This is a genomic window from Nocardioides cavernae, assembly GCF_013410035.1.
In the GTDB taxonomy this organism is placed as follows: Bacteria; Actinomycetota; Actinomycetes; order Propionibacteriales; family Nocardioidaceae; genus Nocardioides; species Nocardioides cavernae_A.
Genome location: NZ_JACCBW010000001.1, coordinates 354,746 through 370,803, shown reverse-complemented (window position 1 = coordinate 370,803; position 16,058 = coordinate 354,746). Strand labels below are relative to the sequence as shown.

At 72.8% G+C, this 16,058-nt stretch carries 15 protein-coding genes and 1 other RNA gene; 11 read left to right on the top strand and 5 right to left on the bottom strand.

All coding sequences use genetic code 11. From position 1 onward, the window contains the following. The first annotated feature begins 16 nt into the window (after positions 1-16). The 10 genes from F4692_RS01805 (at position 17) to ssrA (ending at position 10,618) form a co-directional block, all read left to right on the top strand. Positions 17-523 carry a hypothetical protein gene (locus F4692_RS01805; RefSeq protein ID WP_179617929.1) on the top strand — a complete coding sequence of 169 codons (507 nt, stop codon included), beginning with the start codon at positions 17-19 and terminating at the stop codon, positions 521-523. After that, a complete protein-coding gene (locus F4692_RS01800) occupies positions 520-1,416 on the top strand; it encodes an amidohydrolase family protein (protein ID WP_308645113.1) in 897 nt (298 codons plus the stop codon). The genes F4692_RS01805 and F4692_RS01800 overlap by 4 nt, the downstream gene beginning before the upstream one ends. A 175-nt stretch (positions 1,417-1,591) precedes the next feature. Continuing rightward, the gene (locus tag F4692_RS01795) at positions 1,592-2,725 is read left to right on the top strand and encodes an ROK family transcriptional regulator (protein ID WP_179617928.1); all 1,134 of its coding nucleotides are present in this window, start codon (positions 1,592-1,594) and stop codon (positions 2,723-2,725) included. 89 nt (positions 2,726-2,814) lie between these two features. Further along, positions 2,815-4,107 carry an extracellular solute-binding protein gene (locus F4692_RS01790; protein ID WP_218858121.1) on the top strand — a complete coding sequence of 431 codons (1,293 nt, stop codon included), beginning with the start codon at positions 2,815-2,817 and terminating at the stop codon, positions 4,105-4,107. A 99-nt stretch (positions 4,108-4,206) separates the two neighbouring features. After that, positions 4,207-5,196 carry a carbohydrate ABC transporter permease gene (locus tag F4692_RS01785; RefSeq protein ID WP_179617927.1) on the top strand — a complete coding sequence of 330 codons (990 nt, stop codon included), beginning with the start codon at positions 4,207-4,209 and terminating at the stop codon, positions 5,194-5,196. Beyond that, the gene (locus tag F4692_RS01780) at positions 5,196-6,035 is read left to right on the top strand and encodes a carbohydrate ABC transporter permease (RefSeq protein ID WP_179617926.1); all 840 of its coding nucleotides are present in this window, start codon (positions 5,196-5,198) and stop codon (positions 6,033-6,035) included. The genes F4692_RS01785 and F4692_RS01780 overlap by 1 nt, the downstream gene beginning before the upstream one ends. Next, positions 6,032-7,462 (top strand): glycoside hydrolase family 3 protein, encoded by a 1,431-nt coding sequence (locus F4692_RS01775; protein ID WP_179617925.1) that lies wholly within the window; start codon positions 6,032-6,034, stop codon positions 7,460-7,462. The genes F4692_RS01780 and F4692_RS01775 overlap by 4 nt, the downstream gene beginning before the upstream one ends. Beyond that, positions 7,459-8,388 (top strand): ROK family protein, encoded by a 930-nt coding sequence (locus tag F4692_RS01770; protein WP_308645112.1) that lies wholly within the window; start codon positions 7,459-7,461, stop codon positions 8,386-8,388. Before F4692_RS01775 ends, F4692_RS01770 begins: the two co-directional genes overlap by 4 nt. A gap of 9 nt (positions 8,389-8,397) precedes the next feature. After that, positions 8,398-10,167 (top strand): hemolysin family protein, encoded by a 1,770-nt coding sequence (locus tag F4692_RS01765; protein ID WP_308645111.1) that lies wholly within the window; start codon positions 8,398-8,400, stop codon positions 10,165-10,167. Positions 10,168-10,247: 80 nt separating this feature from the next. Then, positions 10,248-10,618: a transfer-messenger RNA gene (gene ssrA, locus F4692_RS01760) on the top strand. Positions 10,619-10,836: 218 nt separating this feature from the next. On the opposite strand, the gene F4692_RS01755 is transcribed toward ssrA, so the two are convergent. Continuing rightward, positions 10,837-11,940: an NPCBM/NEW2 domain-containing protein gene (locus tag F4692_RS01755; RefSeq protein ID WP_179617924.1), complete on the bottom strand. Its 1,104-nt coding sequence runs from the start codon at positions 11,938-11,940 to the stop codon at positions 10,837-10,839. Positions 11,941-12,064: 124 nt separating this feature from the next. Next, positions 12,065-13,246 carry a glycoside hydrolase family 6 protein gene (locus tag F4692_RS01750; protein ID WP_179617923.1) on the bottom strand — a complete coding sequence of 394 codons (1,182 nt, stop codon included), beginning with the start codon at positions 13,244-13,246 and terminating at the stop codon, positions 12,065-12,067. A gap of 81 nt (positions 13,247-13,327) precedes the next feature. On the opposite strand from F4692_RS01750, the gene F4692_RS01745 reads away from it, so the two are divergent. After that, entirely contained in the window at positions 13,328-14,008 is a 681-nt protein-coding gene (locus F4692_RS01745; RefSeq protein ID WP_179617922.1) for a nitroreductase, read from the top strand. Here the strand turns inward: F4692_RS01745 and F4692_RS01740 are convergent. Genes F4692_RS01740 through F4692_RS01730 form a run of 3 tightly spaced genes read right to left on the bottom strand, consistent with a single transcriptional unit; the run spans position 13,964 to position 16,004 of the window. After that, positions 13,964-14,851, bottom strand: a complete 888-nt coding sequence (locus F4692_RS01740; protein WP_179617921.1) for a cobalamin-binding protein — start codon at positions 14,849-14,851, stop codon at positions 13,964-13,966. The two genes, F4692_RS01745 and F4692_RS01740, sit on opposite strands and share 45 nt — an antisense overlap. A gap of 10 nt (positions 14,852-14,861) precedes the next feature. Then, positions 14,862-15,377: a putative immunity protein gene (locus F4692_RS01735; protein ID WP_179617920.1), complete on the bottom strand. Its 516-nt coding sequence runs from the start codon at positions 15,375-15,377 to the stop codon at positions 14,862-14,864. 9 nt (positions 15,378-15,386) lie between these two features. Then, complete coding sequence (locus F4692_RS01730; RefSeq protein WP_179617919.1) at positions 15,387-16,004, bottom strand: MSMEG_6728 family protein; 618 nt, start codon at positions 16,002-16,004, stop codon at positions 15,387-15,389. Between the last annotated feature and the right edge of the window lie 54 nt (positions 16,005-16,058).

Sequence of the window (16,058 nt, the reverse complement as noted above, 5' to 3'; positions counted from 1 at the left end):
GACCGACCTGACTGCCGTGGACGCGTCCGTCCTGTTCCTCCTCGTCCCGCTCGCGGTCGGGCTCGTCTTCGCCGTCGTCCTCGCGATCCTGCTCGTCGTCGGGTTCAACAAGAAGCTCGAGCAGCCCGGCGCGGTCCCGCCGGCCGACCTCGCGCCGGGAGCGCCGCCGTACGGCCGCTGGAACGCCCAGGTCGTGGGGGAGGGCCTGCTCGGCGCGGGCCTCGGTGCCCACGTCGGGGTCGTCGACGTGACCGGCCGGCAGATCGCGTTCGTCCCCGACGGGGCCGCCCAGCCGGCGTGGCAGGTGCCGTGCCACACGGTCGAGGTCCGCAAGCGCGGTCTGGTGAACCTCGACGGCGCCGACCTCGAGCTCGCCGGGCCGATGGGCGTCCTGCTGCTGAGCGTCTCGCGCGAGCACCTCAACCGGGTGGTGACCAACGACTTCAAGTCGATCCGCGAGCGCGGCTACGCCGACGAGCTGATCGCGGTCCTCGCGGCCAACGGCGCGCGGGTGCTGCGGTGACGACCGACCCACGCGCGTTCGCCGACCGGCTCGGGCTGCCCGGGCTGGCCGACCTGCACACCCACTTCCTCCCGCCGCGGGTGATGGCGAAGGTGCGCGCGCAGTTCGACGCCGCCGGTCCGCTCATCGGCCGGCCGTGGCCCCTGCACTACCGCGACGGGGACGACGTGCTCGTCGAGACGCTGCGCTCCTTCGGCGTACGCCGCTTCACCGCCCTGCCGTACGCCCACAAGCCCGACATGGCCGAGTTCCTCAACGTCTGGGCGGCCGGCTTCGCCGCGCGCGTTCCTGAGGCGGCCGTGTGCGGCACCTTCTTCCCCGAGCCCGACGTGACGGCGTACGTCCGGCGGCGCAGCGCACCGTCCCCGGGCCACGTCGAGGTGTGGAAGGTGCACGTCCAGGTCGGCGCCTTCACCGTCACCGACCCGCTGCTCGACGAGGCGTGGGGCGTCGTCGCCGAGACGGGTACGCCCGTGGTGCTGCACGCCGGCAGCGGTCCGGTCCCGACCGAGCACACCGGGCCGGTCCCGGTGGCCGAGCTGCTGCGACGGCACCCGCGGCTGCGGCTCGTCATCGCCCACGCGGGCGCGCCGGAATACGCCGAGTTCCTCGCGCTCGCCGAGGCGTACGAGCGGGTCGGGCTCGACACCACGATGGCGTTCACCGACTTCTTCACCGAGATGGGCGGGGCGTACCCCTCCGCGCTGCTGCCCCGGCTGCGCGACCTCGGCCTCGCCGGGAAGGTGCACCTCGGCAGCGACTTCCCGAACATCCCCTACCCGTACGCCACCCAGCTCGACGCGCTCGAGCGGCTCGGGCTGGGGGAGGAGTGGTTGCGCGCGGTGTGCTGGGACAACCCGCTGGCGCTGCTCGGTCCCCCGAGCGGTGAGTGAGCCACGTTCTGCGGCCCGAAAACGTGTCTCACGCACCGCTGAGGACTGCGGGCGGTGAGTGAGCCACGTTCTGCGGCCCGAGAACGTGGCTCACGCACCGCTGGTCCAGACGACCCGGTGAAAGTGGGGCGGAGGGGCTTGACGACAGATAAGTAAGTGCGCTGAACTAACTAATGTGACCCCGCACACACCCGTCGGCCGCCCGCTCCGGCCCCAGGGCAAGCTCCTCCAGGAGGACGCCCGCCGCCACCACCGCTCGCTCCTGCTCCAGCAGCTCTTCCGCGAGGGTCCGGCCAGCCGTGCCGACCTCGCGCGGGCCAGCGGGCTCACGCGGGTCACGGTCTCCGACCTGGTCGGCGAGATGCTGGCCGACGGCTTCGTGAGCGAGCTCGGCGCCCCCGCCGAGAGCCGGGTGGGCAAGCCGCCCACCCTGGTCGGCCTGGCTGCGGACTCGCACCACATCATCGGCCTCGACCTGTCCGAGACCGACCGGATGTCGGGCGCGGTGGTCAACCTCGCCGGCACCGTCGTGGCCCGCCACGAGGTGCACGTCGACGGCGCCGTCGGCGAGCAGGCCGTCGAGCTGGTCCAGCGCCTCGCCGCGGAGCTGGTCGCGATGACCGACCGCCCCGTGCTCGGCATCGGGGTCGGCAGCCCCGGTGTCGTCGACACGCTCGGCACCGTGATCGACGCCCCCAACCTCGCGTGGACCGACACCCCGCTGGCAGCCCGGCTGGCCGAGGCGTTCGAGCTGCCCGTCTTCGTCGCCAACGACGCCAACACCGCCGTGCTGGGCGAGCACACCTTCGGTGAGTCCGGCGACGGCGGCCTGATGGTCCTGCGCGTCGGCACCGGTGTCGGCGCCGGGTTCGTCCTCGGCGGCTCGCTGCTCCACGGCCACCTCGGCGCCGCAGGCGAGATCGGCCACGTCGTGGTCGACCCGTCCGGCGAGACCTGCGCGTGCGGGCGTACCGGATGCCTGGAGACGCTGCTGTCCGCGCCCACGTTGCGCCGCAGCGTCGCCGAGCCCGGCGTGGACGGGCCCTCGGTGCTGGCCGACGTCGGCACCCGGCTCGGCGAGGTGCTCGCGCCCGTCGTCGCCGCCCTCAACCTGCACGAGATCGTGCTGAGCGGCCCCGCGGAGCTGCTCGACGGACCGCTGCTCGACGCGGCCGACCGCACCATCCGCGAGCGGACGATGCCGATCAGCTCCACGGGGCTGGCCGTCCGCACCTCCAAGCTCGGCGAGGACGTCGTGGTCGTGGGAGCGGTCGTGCTCGTGCTCGCCGGAGAGCTGGGCGTCTCGTGAGCGACCCGGTCAGCAGTGCCCACCCGGCAACACCAACCCCCGAACCAACCCCCGAACCAGCTCGGTCCATCGATGAGAGGAACACAGTGGTGCGCATCAAGAAGTCCTTGACAGGCGCGGCGGTCGCCGCCCTCGCGCTGACCACGCTCGCCGCGTGCGGCAGCGACGACGACGGCGGCTCGTCGAGCGCGGACGGCGGTCCGGAGACCGCCGACATCCGGGTCTGGCTCAACGGCACGGACACCCCGCAGGAGGCCCGCGACTGGCTGAAGGAGACCTTCGAGGACCAGAACCCCGGCTCGACGCTGACGATCGAGCAGCAGGAGTGGGACGGCCTGGTCGAGAAGCTCACCACCTCGCTCTCGAGCGAGTCCGAGACGCCCGACGTGGTCGAGATCGGCAACACCCAGGCCCCGACCTTCACCTCGGCCGGTGCCTTCGCGCCGATGACCGACATGCTCGGCGACCTCGGCGGCGACGACCTGCTGCCGGGCTTCGTCGAGGGTGCGACGGTCGACGGCGAGACGTACGCCGTGCCCTACTACGCCGGCTCGAAGTACATCTTCTACCGCAAGGACCTCCTCGAGAAGGCCGGCCTCGAGGTGCCCACCACGATGGACGAGTTCGTCGACGCGGCGATCGCGCTCAAGGAGGCCAACCCCAAGCCGGCCAACTTCTCCGGCTTCTGGTTCCCCGGGCAGGACTGGCGCAACGGCGCGACGTTCGTCTGGGACGCCGGCGGCGACCTGGCCACCGAGGAGGGGGGCGAGTGGACCCCCGCTCTCAGCTCCCCGGAGTCGATCACGGGACTGGAGACCGCCCAGCGGCTCTTCATGGAGGCGTCCGGCGCGCCCAAGGACGGCAACGAGGCCGACCCCTGGACGCCGTTCTGCGCCGGCGAGGTCGGCATGATGTCGACCCCTGGCTGGGTCAAGGGCCTGATCGAGGACCCGGAGACCGGCTGCCCCGACACGTTCGCCAAGCAGATGGGCGTCTTCGCGCTGCCCGGCAGCGACGGCGAGCCCGCTCCCGTGCTGCTCGGCGGCTCCGACATCGCCATCGCGGCCAAGTCGGCCAACCAGGACCTGGCGGAGAAGGCCGTCGCGCTCATGCTGAGCGACGACTACCAGACGATCATGGCCGAGGCCGGCCTCACGCCGGCCAAGGACTCGCTCGCCTCCCTCCTCGGTGACGACGAGTACGCCGCCGCCACCATCGAGGCCGCGTCCAACGCCAAGCTCACGCCGGCCGCACCCGGATGGGCCAACGTCGAGGGCTCCCGCGCGCTGGAGGACCTGTTCAGCGCGATCGCCCAGGGCGGCGACGTCGCCGACCTCGCGGCGAAGGCCGACGAGCAGATGAGCGGCCAGCTCAACGGCTGACCTCCACCCCAGGAGGGCACACCCACAGACGGCTCCGGCGGGGGCGGCACCATCGCTGCCCCCGCCGAGGCCTGCCCCCGACCCGTGAGAGCGAGCATGATGACGACCACGTCCGCGCGAGAGGAGGCGACGGTGTCCGTGACCGGCACCCGCACCGCTCCCGTACGCCCGGCCCGCCCGCGCCGACCGGACCGCCGCCGGGCTGCCTCCTCCCTGCCGTACCTCCTCGTCGCCCCCGCCGTGCTGGCGCTCGGGCTCGCCCTCGGCTACCCGCTCGTGCGGCAGGTGCTGCTGTCGTTCCAGGAGTTCGGCCTCGCCCAGCAGTTCGGCCAGCCGCCCGAGTGGGTCGGGCTCGCGAACTACGAGCAGCTCTTCACCGACGCCTACCTGTGGCGCGTCACGCTCCGCACGATCGTCTTCTGCCTGGTCAACGCGGCGGCCACGATGGTGCTCGGCGTCGGCCTCGCCCTGGTGATGCGCGCGATGTCGACCCCCGTACGGCTGCTCGCCCAGACCGGCCTCCTGCTCGCCTGGGCGATGCCGGTGGTGGCGTCGCTGACCGTGTGGCAGTGGCTCTTCGACACGCAGTACGGCGTCATCAACTACCTGCTCACCGCGCTCGGCGGCGACTTCGAGGGCCACGGCTGGCTCCTCAGGCCGCTCTCGTTCTACTTCGTCGCGACGGTGGTCGTGGTCTGGATGAGCGTCCCCTTCGTCGCGTTCACGGTGTACGCCGCGCTGATGCAGGTGCCCGACGAGCTCGTCGAGGCGGCCGAGATCGACGGAGCCGGCCGCGCCCAGCGGCTGCGCCACGTGATCGTGCCGAGCATCCGTCCGGTGCTGATGGTGGTCGGCCTGCTCCAGGTGATCTGGGACCTGCGGGTCTTCGCGCAGATCTACATCCTCCAGAAGGCCGGCGGCAGCGCCACCGACACCAACCTGCTCGGCACCTACATCTACCGGCTCGGGATCGGCGGCGGTGACTTCGGCACGTCTGCGGCGGTCGCGATCTTCATGCTCGCGCTCACCGTGGTGCTCACCGCGCCGTACGTCTGGTCCATGATCCGCCAGGAGAGGACCGAGGCCTGATGTCGCGATCCACCACCCGTCCCGCCCGCGTGGGCGCCAACCTCGTCGGCGTGGTCACCTTCGTGGTGGCCGCCTTCCCCGTCTACTGGATGGTCAACAGCTCCTTCCTCGACCGCAACGAGATCCGCAACCCGGTGCCGACGTGGGTGCCCTTCGGCGGCGACCTCGACAACTTCCGCACCGTCTTCGAGACCGACCAGTTCGTCAACGCGCTCAGGACGAGCCTCATGGTCACCGGCCTGACGATCGTGGTGGCGCTCGCCTTCGCCTTCGTGGCGGCCGTCGCGGTCTCGCGCTTCCGGTTCAAGGGCCGGATGTCGTTCATCGTCACCCTGCTCGTGATCCAGATGATCCCGGTCGAGGGGCTGTTCATCTCCCAGTACAAGATGCTCGAGACGATGGAGCTGCTCAACACCGTCCTCGGCCTGACGATCGTCTACGTCGCGGGCGTCCTGCCCTTCACCATCTGGACCCTGCGCGGCTTCGTCGCCGGCGTCCCCTACGAGCTCGAGGAGGCAGCCATGATGGACGGCTGCACCCGCATGCAGGCCTTCCTCCGCATCACCTTCCCGCTGCTGGCGCCCGGCCTCGTCGCCACCGGCGTCTTCGGCTTCATCCAGGCCTGGAACGAGTTCACGCTCGCGCTGGTCGTGATGACCCGCGAGGACCAGCGCACCCTGCCGCTGTGGCTGTCGACCTTCACCGATGTCAACAGCGGCACCGACTGGGGCGGGATCATGGCCGGCTCGACGCTCATCGCGGTGCCGGTGATCATCTTCTTCCTCGTCGTGCAGGGCCGGATGGTCAGCGGGCTGACCGCAGGGGCGGTCAAGGGGTGACGACGGCCGTACGCACCCTCGCGCTGCAGGTGCTGCTGCCCGGCTTCGCGGGCACCACGCTCCCCGACGACTACCGGCGACTCCTCGAGCAGGGCCTCGGCGGCATCTGCTACTTCGGCAGCAACACCGCCGACGGTCCCGAGGCGCTCGCCGCGCTGAGCGCGGCCATCACCGCCGCGAACCCGGCCGCGGTGGTCGCCGTCGACGAGGAGGGCGGCGACGTCAGCCGGCTCCACACCCGCGAGCCCAGCCCGGTCCTCGGCGCCGCGGCGCTCGGCGGGGGCGCCGACCTCGGGCTGACGGAGGCCGTCGGCCGCTGGGTCGGCCACGAGCTCGCCGCGGTCGGGGTGACCCTCGACCTCGCCCCGGACGCCGACGTCAACAGCGACCCCGACAACCCCGTCATCGGCACGCGCAGCTTCGGCGCCGACCCCGAGCAGGTCGCCGCCCACGTGGCCGCGTGGACCCGGGGCCTGCAGTCGACCGGCGTCGGCGCCTGCGCGAAGCACTTCCCCGGCCACGGCGACACCGCCACCGACAGCCACCTCGACCTGCCCCGCATCGACGTCGACGCCGACACCCTCGCCGCCCGCGAGCTGGTGCCGTTCGACGCGGCCGTCGAGGCGGGCACCGTCGCGGTGATGACCTCGCACATCGTGGTCCCGACGCTCGACCCCGAACGCCCCGCGACCCTGAGCCCCGTCGTGCTCGCGATGCTGCGCGACGTCCTCGACTTCGACGGCGTGATCGTCAGCGACGCGCTCGACATGGCCGGCGCGTCGGCCGCGACCGGGATCCCCGAGGCGGCCGTACGCGCCCTCGTCGCCGGCTGCGACCTCCTCTGCATCGGACCGGACAAGCCCGCCTCGCTCGTCGTGGAGGTCCAGGAGGCCGTCGTCGCGGCGGTCGACGAGGGCCGCCTGTCACCGGATCGGCTCGCCGACGCGGCGGCGCGGGTCGCTGGGATGCGACGGCTGCCCGTCGCGACCGCCCCGGAGGCGCCGGACGGCGTACGCCAGCGCGCGGCCGCCGCGTCCGCCCTCGTCGTCGAGGGCGACCTCCCCGACCTCACCGGGGCCGCCGTCGTCAGCGTGGAGACCGTCGCCAACATCGCGGTGGGCGACGTGCCGTGGGGGATCGCACCCGACGCCCGCGTCGCCCCTGCGGACCTCTCCGCCGGGGGCGTGCCCGAGGGCCTGCCGGCCGGCGTACCCCTGGTCGTGCAGGTGCGCGACGCGCACCGGCGGCCCGACGTGCTGGCGTTCCTCCGGGCGCTGGCCGGGTCCAGCCGGACGGCCGTGGTGGTGGAGTGGGGCTGGCCTGCGGCCTACGACGTCGGCCTTGCGAGAATCAGCACGCGCGGTTCGTCGAGTCCGATGGTCGCGACGGTCGTCGAGGTGTTGCGAGAGGCAGGGTGGACGCGGTGATCGCCCCCAGGGACGCCCGAGGTGCCGGGACGCGGGCGGTCGGGCTCGACATCGGCGGGACCAAGACGCACGGCGTCGTGCTCGCCGAGGACGGCTCGATCCTGGCCCAGGTCCGCGAGTCGACCCGGTCGGGCGCCGAGGGCGTCGTCGACACGGCAGAGCGGGTCTTCGAGGCCCTGCGGCGCGACGTCGGCGAGCCGCTCACCCTGCCGGTCGGGGTCGGTGTGCCCGGTCTCGTCGACGTCGGTCGCGGCATGCTCCGGCACGCGGTCAACCTCGGGGTCAACGGCGACGACCTGCCGCTGCGCGACCTGCTCGCCGACCGTCTCGGCGTGCCCGTCGTGCTCGAGAACGACGTCAACGCGGCCGCCCTCGCCGCGCGGGCGCTGTCGGGCGCGGACGACGTGGTCTACCTCAGCGTCGGCACCGGGCTGGCCGCCGGGCTCGTGATCGACGGCCGCCTGCGCCGTGGCGAGCACGGCGCGGCCGGCGAGATCGGGCACCTCCCGGTCGACCCCGCCGGCGCCGAGTGCGGCTGCGGCCAGACCGGGTGCCTGGAGACCATCGCGTCCGGTCGCGCGCTCGCCCGGGCGTGGCCGACCCCGGACGGTCCGCCGGCCGCCGACCTGTTCGCCGCGGCGGCTGCCGGCGACGTGAAGGCGATCGCCGTGCGGGACCGCTTCTGCTGGGGCGTCGCGAGCGCCGTGCGCGCCCTCGGCCTCACCATCGACCCCGAGCGCATCGTCCTCGGCGGCGGTGTCAGCGAGGTCGGGGAGCCGCTGCGCGTCGAGGTCGTACGCCAGCTGCGGGCGCTGGGGGAGGGCTCGCCGTTCCTCGCCTCGCTCGGCCTGGCCGACCGGCTCAGCATGGTCCCGCTCCACTACCCCGTCGCGGCGGCGGGTGCCGCGTTGGTGGCGTCCGGATAGGTTGTCGCCGTGTCCGGCACCTGGATCGACGTCCTGCTCGTCCTCGCGTTCATCCTCGTGGGTGGTGTGTTCGCAGCGACGGAGATCGCCCTGGTCTCGCTGCGCGCCGGCCAGGTGGACCGGATGGAGACGGAGGGCGGCCGCGGCCACGCCGTCGCGTCGCTGGCACGCGACCCCAACCGGTTCCTCTCCGCCGTCCAGATCGGCGTCACCGTGGCCGGCTTCTTCTCGGCCGCGTTCGGTGCCTCGACGCTCGCGCCGTCCTTCGCGCCGGCGTTCGAGAGCCTCGGCGCACCGGCCCCCGACACGGTCTCCCTGGTCGTGACCACGCTCGTCGTGTCGTACCTCTCCCTCGTCCTCGGCGAGCTCGTGCCCAAGCGCCTCGCGCTGCAGCGCTCGGTCGGGGTCTCCAAGCTCTTCGCCCCGCCGCTGGGCGCCTTCGCCCGGGTCATGACGCCGGTCATCTGGCTGCTCTCGCTCTCGACCAACCTGCTCGTGCGACTCCTCGGCGGCAACCCCGACGCCGCCGGCGACGAGGTCGACGAGGAGGAGCTCCGGATGATGATCTCCGGGCACGAGGACATCCCCGAGGGCGAGCGCAAGCTCGTCGACGACGTCTTCGAGGCGGGCGACCGGTCGCTCAGCGAGGTGATGAAGCCGCGCGGCGACGTGGTGTTCCTCAGCGGCGACATCAGCCTCGCCGAGGCCACCGCGATCATCGTGGAGCAGCCCTACACGCGCTACCCCGTCACCGGCTCGTCCTTCGACGAGGTGCTCGGCTACCTCCACCTGCGCGACGTGCTCGGCCGCGCCGACGACACCGCCACCACCGTCGCCCAGATCACCCGCGACCTGCCCGTGCTGCCGCGCACCAACCGCGTGCTGCCCTCCATCGACCAGCTCCGCAGCCTCGGCGCGCACATCGCGCTCGTCGTCGACGAGTACGGCGGCACCGACGGCATCGTGACCCTCGAGGACCTCATGGAGGAGCTCGTCGGCGAGATCCACGACGAGTACGACACCGACGCCGAGATCGCGGCCGCCGGCGACCCGACGACCGTCGACGCGGGCCTCACGATCGAGGAGTTCGACGAGCGCACCGGCGTCGAGCTGGCCGACGGCCCCTACGAGACCGTCGCCGGCTACGTCCTGCACCGGCTCGCGCGGATGGCCGAGGTCGGCGACGTCGTCCTCGTCGACGACCGGCCGCTCGAGGTGGCGGAGGTCGACGGGCACCGCATCACGCGCGTGCGCCTGCACGAGCCCGTGACCGCTCCCGTCGACGGCGCGGGGGAGGGACGTGCGACCGCCCAGCAGGACGCCTTCGCCGGCTACTTCGCCGCCTGGGGCCTGTTCCTCCCCGACGCCGCGGTCGCCGACCACACCGACGGCCACGTCAAGGGAGCCGGCTGGTCCGTACGCTTCCGCTGGCAGGACGACGGCTCGCTGCTCGTGCGCGCCGGGCACCGGATGACCAACGAGCGGATCTTCACCATCACCGCCGACGGCGAGCTGGCCGACGCGGACATCGAGGTGCCCGCGGAGGGGATGGCGTACCCCGAGGACGCCACGCCCGAGCAGCGCGCCGAGATCGAGCAGGACTACCGCCTCGGCTGGGCGCGGCACGGTGAGGCGGTCAGCGCGGGTGGCCTCGAGTACGACCACGACGTCCCCGCCCAGATCGCCGAGGGCAACGACCGCGAGGTCTGGCGACTCGACGACGGCGAGTGGCAGGTCGAGCCGCTCCGGCCGGCGGCCCCGACGGCCCCGACGGAATAGCGTTCGCGGTCTGTCGGTTCCTCCACCTAGACTGTCCCTGTCGGCACCGCTGCTGTGGGGTCGGCATTGACAACACAAGAGGGGCTGATCGGTTTCGACTTGGGACGTTAGTTCCAGGGGAAGCGGGTCGAGAAGCCAGCGTCATCTCGTAAACGATCGCTGGAAACCTATAGTTGCCAACTCTGAGCGCAACGACTTCGCTCTCGCTGCCTGAGCAGTGATCGAAGGGTCTGACCGGGCATCCGTCTCCGTCCCGGACCCAGGCCTCATCTAGGAGACTTGCTGGTCACTCTCTGTCAGGAGGGGTGACCGGGACTCAATCCTGACTGAGCCTGTCGGCGACGTGTCTGTGCGAGCGCCGAGGCTGAGAAAAGCGACAGCACAGACTGCACCCGGAGAAGACCTGGTTCGACGCTCGAGGACCGGGGTTCGATTCCCCGCAGCTCCACTCACCTCTGGCCGACGTGTGCCTGCGCTGACGCGCAGGCCACGTCGGTTCGTCATGTCATGCCGCGCTTCGCGCGGCGGGCGGGGGCTTCGCCACCCGCACCCCCTGCTCCGACGGTGTGGCTGCCTCGCGGCCGCGCCCGCCGCACGTGCGGCGGATGTGGCCCCCGGAGACGGCGTGGGGCGGTCACATCCGCCGCACGTGCGCGGCGCACGTGCCGATCAGGGCGCGCAGTACACGCGGGCGTCGCCGAAGATCAGGTCGGCGTCGCTGCCGTAGACCTCGGGGGTGCCCTCGATGCGCAGGCGCAGCCCGGCGGTGATGTCGATGTCGAGCGGGTAGGACTGACCGAGCCCGATCCCGGTGCGGCTCCACTTCGTCACGTTGTCGACGATCAGGGCGCCTGCGACCTTCTCGTCGCTGGGGGAGTAGTCGGCCACCCCCACGGTCGCGGCGAACCGGGTGCACGAGCGGGACAGGTCGTACTCGACGTAGGACGTGCGCGAGCTGAAGAACCACACGCCGACGGACTGCGGGTAGGTCACGCCGTTGACGTTGTACGAGCCGCCGGTCAGCCCGTTGCTGTCGGACACGGACTCCCGGTTGCGGAGGTGGAACCAGCCGTACACGGCGATCGAGGTCGCGGTGCTGCTCGAACGTGCCAGGCCGATCCCACCGGCGAACGACGCCCGCAGCGGCACCGCGCTCCCGGCGGTCGAGACCGACGCGGAGCCGGTCCACGCTCCGCTTCGCACGATCGCCGAACCGATGGGGCTCCACGCGTCGGTGCCGGAGTCGTACGCCTCGACCTGCACGGTGCGTCCCTCGAGGTTGGAGCTGGCCGAGCCCGAGACCGTGAAGGCCTGGCCGGCCTCGACCGTGGTCGGCGAGACGGCCGCGATCGCGACGGAGGTCGACTTCTTGGGCGGCGTGCCCATCCGCACGGTGACGGGCTTGCTGCAGGCGCCGCCGACGCAGGCCTTGTAGGAACGGTCGCCGGTGTTGATGTCCTCGCGGTGGCGGAAGGCCCCCTTGCGGTTGGTCTTCTTCGTCGCCTCCACCACCCAGCTGCGCGAGCCCTTGGTGCGCTGCATGATCCGCACGACCTGCCGACCCCGGGCGCCCTTGACCTGACCCTTCAGCGACACGTCGTCGCCCTTCTTCACCCACGGGGTCGAGGTGGTCAGGGTGACGCGTACCCGGGCCTTCGCGAGCAGCGACCCGCGGTGCGATGCCGCCGCGTCGCCGGTCCCCGCGCTCGTGGCCGACGGGTGCAGCGTCACGGAGCAGATGACGAGCAGGACGGTGATGATGACGCGACGCATGTGCGGTCCCCCTGGCGTGTCGAAGTGCGCCGAATCTAGTGACCTGCCCCGCGACCTGACGCACGTTTTCGGATAGTGCGTGACGTGAAAGCGGGGCGTGTCCCGGGGTGTCGGGCTCCGCGCCTCAGCGCGGGCCGGTGTCCGTCCACGGCGTGCTCGCGGCCATGGCGAGCGCGCGCTTCTTCACGAAGGGGTCGGCCTGGTTGTAGAGCCACGGGCGGCCGAACCAGACGAACCCGTCGACGTACGCCGCGGCCTGGGCGCGCTGCGGCTCGGGCAGGCCCCACTGGGGGTCGGCCGGGCGCGGCGTGGGCGGGATGCCGAGCGTGACGCAGCGCTTCATCGCGCGGGTGGTGCACGTGCGGGCGTTGTTGCGCAGGCCCTTCGGCGTCGCCGAGATCATGTCGCGCCACATCGTCGGCCGACCGGACTTCGCGGTGTCGACGATGAAGTGCGGTGCCTCGTAGCCCAGCGCGACCAGCTCGGCGATGATCTCCATGCCGCGGTCGATGTTCTCGACGGGCCCGGTGTAGTGGGTGGAGTCGAGGGCGAAGCCGCGGGCGTACTGGATTCCGCTGAGCTGCAGGATCTTCGCGCACCGCCACGACTCCTGCGCCGTCCCGTTCTGGCACCAGTCGGCGGCGCCCGCGTCGATGTAGACGCTCGTGTTCGGCAGCGCGCTCAGCGTCTGCGTCGCCCACGTGAGCAGCTCGGACTTCACCGCCCGGTCGGGGGCGCACAGCAGGAACGGGCCGTCGGGCTGCATCACGACCAGCGTGTGCGCATCGCCGATCCCGGCGGCCAGCTCCTGGATCCACGTGCGGTAGCTCGCGGCCTCGGCTGCGGTGGTGGGGCGCTTGCACGCCTCGCCCTCCCACGGCTGCATCCGGAAGACCGCCATCTGCGAGAGCGTCTCCGGGTTGCCGGCCTGCGACGAGGCGACGTAGTCGACCACCCGGGACCGGACCTGGTTGTCCGGGAGGTACCTCGCGTACCACTTCGCCCGAGGGCGCTCCGCGATGGCCGCCAGCGCCGTCCGGGCCGTGCCCTTCGACGACATGTACGGCCGCCACACCTGGTCCTGCGGCCCCCGGTAGACGCCCCACAGCCGGTGCGCGAGCGGGTTGGTCGGGTTCTCCGCATGCGGCTCGGCCGGTGCGACCCACACGGGTAGCGTCGAGGCGCGCTCGGCGCGGTGCCGCTCGGTCGGCACGGCGGCCGACGCCGCTCCGGTCGTGGGTGCGGCAGCGGCGGCCACCAGCAGGAGCAGGGTGGCGAGGGCGCGGGGCGTGGACAGACGTGGCATGGCGACGTCCATGGTGGGCGAGCGCGCCGCCGCGCGTGCGGTTTTGGCCAGATCCGTGGGGGCGGGCGGCAGGATGGCGCGGTGAGCACGACAGCATTCGAGACCCTCGCCCGCCTGCTCGACGAGCGCTGGACCTGTCGCCAGTTCCTGCCGGACGAGGTGCCGCGGGCCGACGTCGAGCGGCTACTGACGCTGGCGCAGCGCACCCCCTCGTGGTGCAACACGCAGCCGTGGCGGGTCGAGGTCACCCGCGGCGAGGCGACCGCGCGCCTGCGCGCGGCGTACGCCGAGCACGTGATGGCGCACCCGCAGGAGCCCGACTTCGCGTTCCCGGCGGCGTACACCGGTGTCCAGCAGCAGCGCCGGCGCGAGTGCGGGTTCCAGCTCTACGACAGCGTCGGGATCGCCAAGGAGGACGGTGAGCGCCGCCTCGAGCAGATGCTTCGCAACTTCGAGTTCTTCGACGCGCCCCACGTCGCCGTCGTCACGACGGAGGAGGAGCTCGGCACCTACGGCGCGATCGACTGCGGGCTGTGGGTCAACGCGTTCCTGCTCGGTGCGCAGGCCCTCGGGATCGCCGCGGCGCCCCAGGCCGCGCTGGCGGGCTACCCGTCACTGCTCCGCGAGCACCTCGGGCTGCCGGAGTACCGCAAGGTGGTGGTCGGGATCTCGTTCGGGTACGCCGACCTCGACCACCCGGTCAACGGCTTCCGCACCTCACGCGCCGACCTCGACGACGTCGTGACCTGGCACGACGCCTGAGTCCGGGTCCGGGTGCAGGATCGCGGCCAGCGCCTCGACCCCGTCGACCAGGCGCGGTCCCGGTCGGGCGAACTGCCCGTCGGCGTCGACGGCCCACACGGGTACGCCCGGGAACCGGTCGCGCACCTCCGCGGCAAGCGCGGCGCTGCCGTCGAGGTCGAAGCCGCACGGGGCGCACACGACGACGTCGGGGCGTGAGTCGACGGCGTCCTCCCACGTGATACGGGTGGACCGGGTGCCGGCGACACCGAGCGCGGGCTCGCCGCCCGCGCGGGCGACCATCTCGGGGATCCAGTGGCCGGGCGCGAAGGGCGGGTCGGTCCACTCCAGCACCAGCACGCGCGGTCGCGGACGACCCGAGACGCGCGCCTCGACCGCGGCGAGTCGCGTGCGCAGCGACGTCACGAGGCCGGCGGCACCGGACTGCCGTCCGGTGAGCCGACCCACCTCGGTGATGGAGGCGAGCACGTCGTCGAGCGTGTGGGGATCGATCGTGGCCACCTCTGCGCGGCACCCGAGGAACCCCAGCGCCTCGTCGACGGTCCCGACGTCGATCGCGCAGACGGCGCACAGATCCTGGGTGACGACGAGGTCGGCGTCCAGCTCGGCCAGCGCACCGGCGTCGAGCCGGTAGAGGTCCTCGCCCGCGGAGACGGCCGCGGCGACGAAGTCGTCGGTCTCACGGGGCGACAGGCCCTCCGGCAAGGCCGAGGTCGACACGACGCGACGCTCGCGCGCGGCGGGCGGGTGGTCGCACTCGAAGGTGACGCCGACGACGTCGTCGCCGGCGCCGACCGCGAACAGGATCTCCGTGGCCGACGGGATCAGGGAGACGATGCGCACGAGCCCGACCCTAGACGTCGAACACCCGCCAGCAGATGTCGTTGCGCCGGGCCTGGTCCTGCAGCACGAGGTCTCGGACCGCGTCGGGCAGCCGATCGCGCTGCCAGCGGTTCTCCGCGAGCCGCGCGGGCTCCTGCTGCCCCTCGGGCGCAGCGGCCACCACGGCCTTGATCGCGTACGCCGCCGCGCCCAGGTCGTGCTCCGGGACGTGGGCGACCACAGCGGCCTGACCGGCGGCGTACGCCGCGAACCGCGCCGCCCCGCGCAGGTCGCGGGCCGCGCCCATCGCCTGCCCGCCCGCGGCCCGGGTCCGCATCATCGCCAGCTCGCCCCGCACCCACGCGCGGACCGCCGCGAGGGCCTCGCGGGGCCGCGGGTCGTCCGGCCGCTCGGCCTCGAAGAGCGGCAGCACGTGCTCCGCGCACTTCGCCGCCCACAGGGCCAGCAGGTGGTTGTGCTCGTCGCTGAGCGTCCCGCCCCGGCGTTCGGTGACCAGCCGGGGGTCGCGCACCTCCGGCAGGATCATGCGGCGAGGCTAGCCCTCGCGCTGGTTGCGCCGCCGCGTCTCCCAGGCCTTCTTCGCGGCCCGGCTGCGCCGCTTCCTCGCCCGCTCCGCCTCGGCGAGCAGGCGCTCGGCGGCCCGCTGCTCGCGGTGTACGGCGGCCTCAGCACGGCGCCGCTCGGCCTCGACGACTGCCTCGGAGCGGACCGGCCAGACGTAGGGGAGGTCGTCGGGGGCGTCGGGGAAGAGCGGACGGTAGAAGTCGGGGTCCTTGCGCACCAGTGCGGAGCGGTGGCTCAGGTGGAGGTCGGGGTCGCCCAGCCACGGCGGCAGCGCGCCGGCCCCGGCCAGCTCGTCCTGGGTGCGCACCGTCCTCACGCCCGCCGCCGCGAGGTCCGCCGCGATGGTCGCCGCGCAGGTGTCGCCGAAGCCCAGCTCGAGCCACGCCTCGCAGCACGCGAAGCCGTACCTGCCGAGTGCTTCCTCGAAGCCCCGCCACATCAGGGCGGCCGGGTGGTTGCGCCAGGCGTAGTCGGGGACGGTCAGGGCGCGAACGACCTGGATGGCCTCGACGCGCTGCTTGCCCAGCCGCTTCTGGTCCAGCGCGCGGGCCGACGCCGCGAAGTCGGGGTAGGGGAGGAACGTCTGCACCTCCTCGACCCTAGGCAGAGCGGGAGGGCCTGCGCCCCACCCCGACGACGGGGC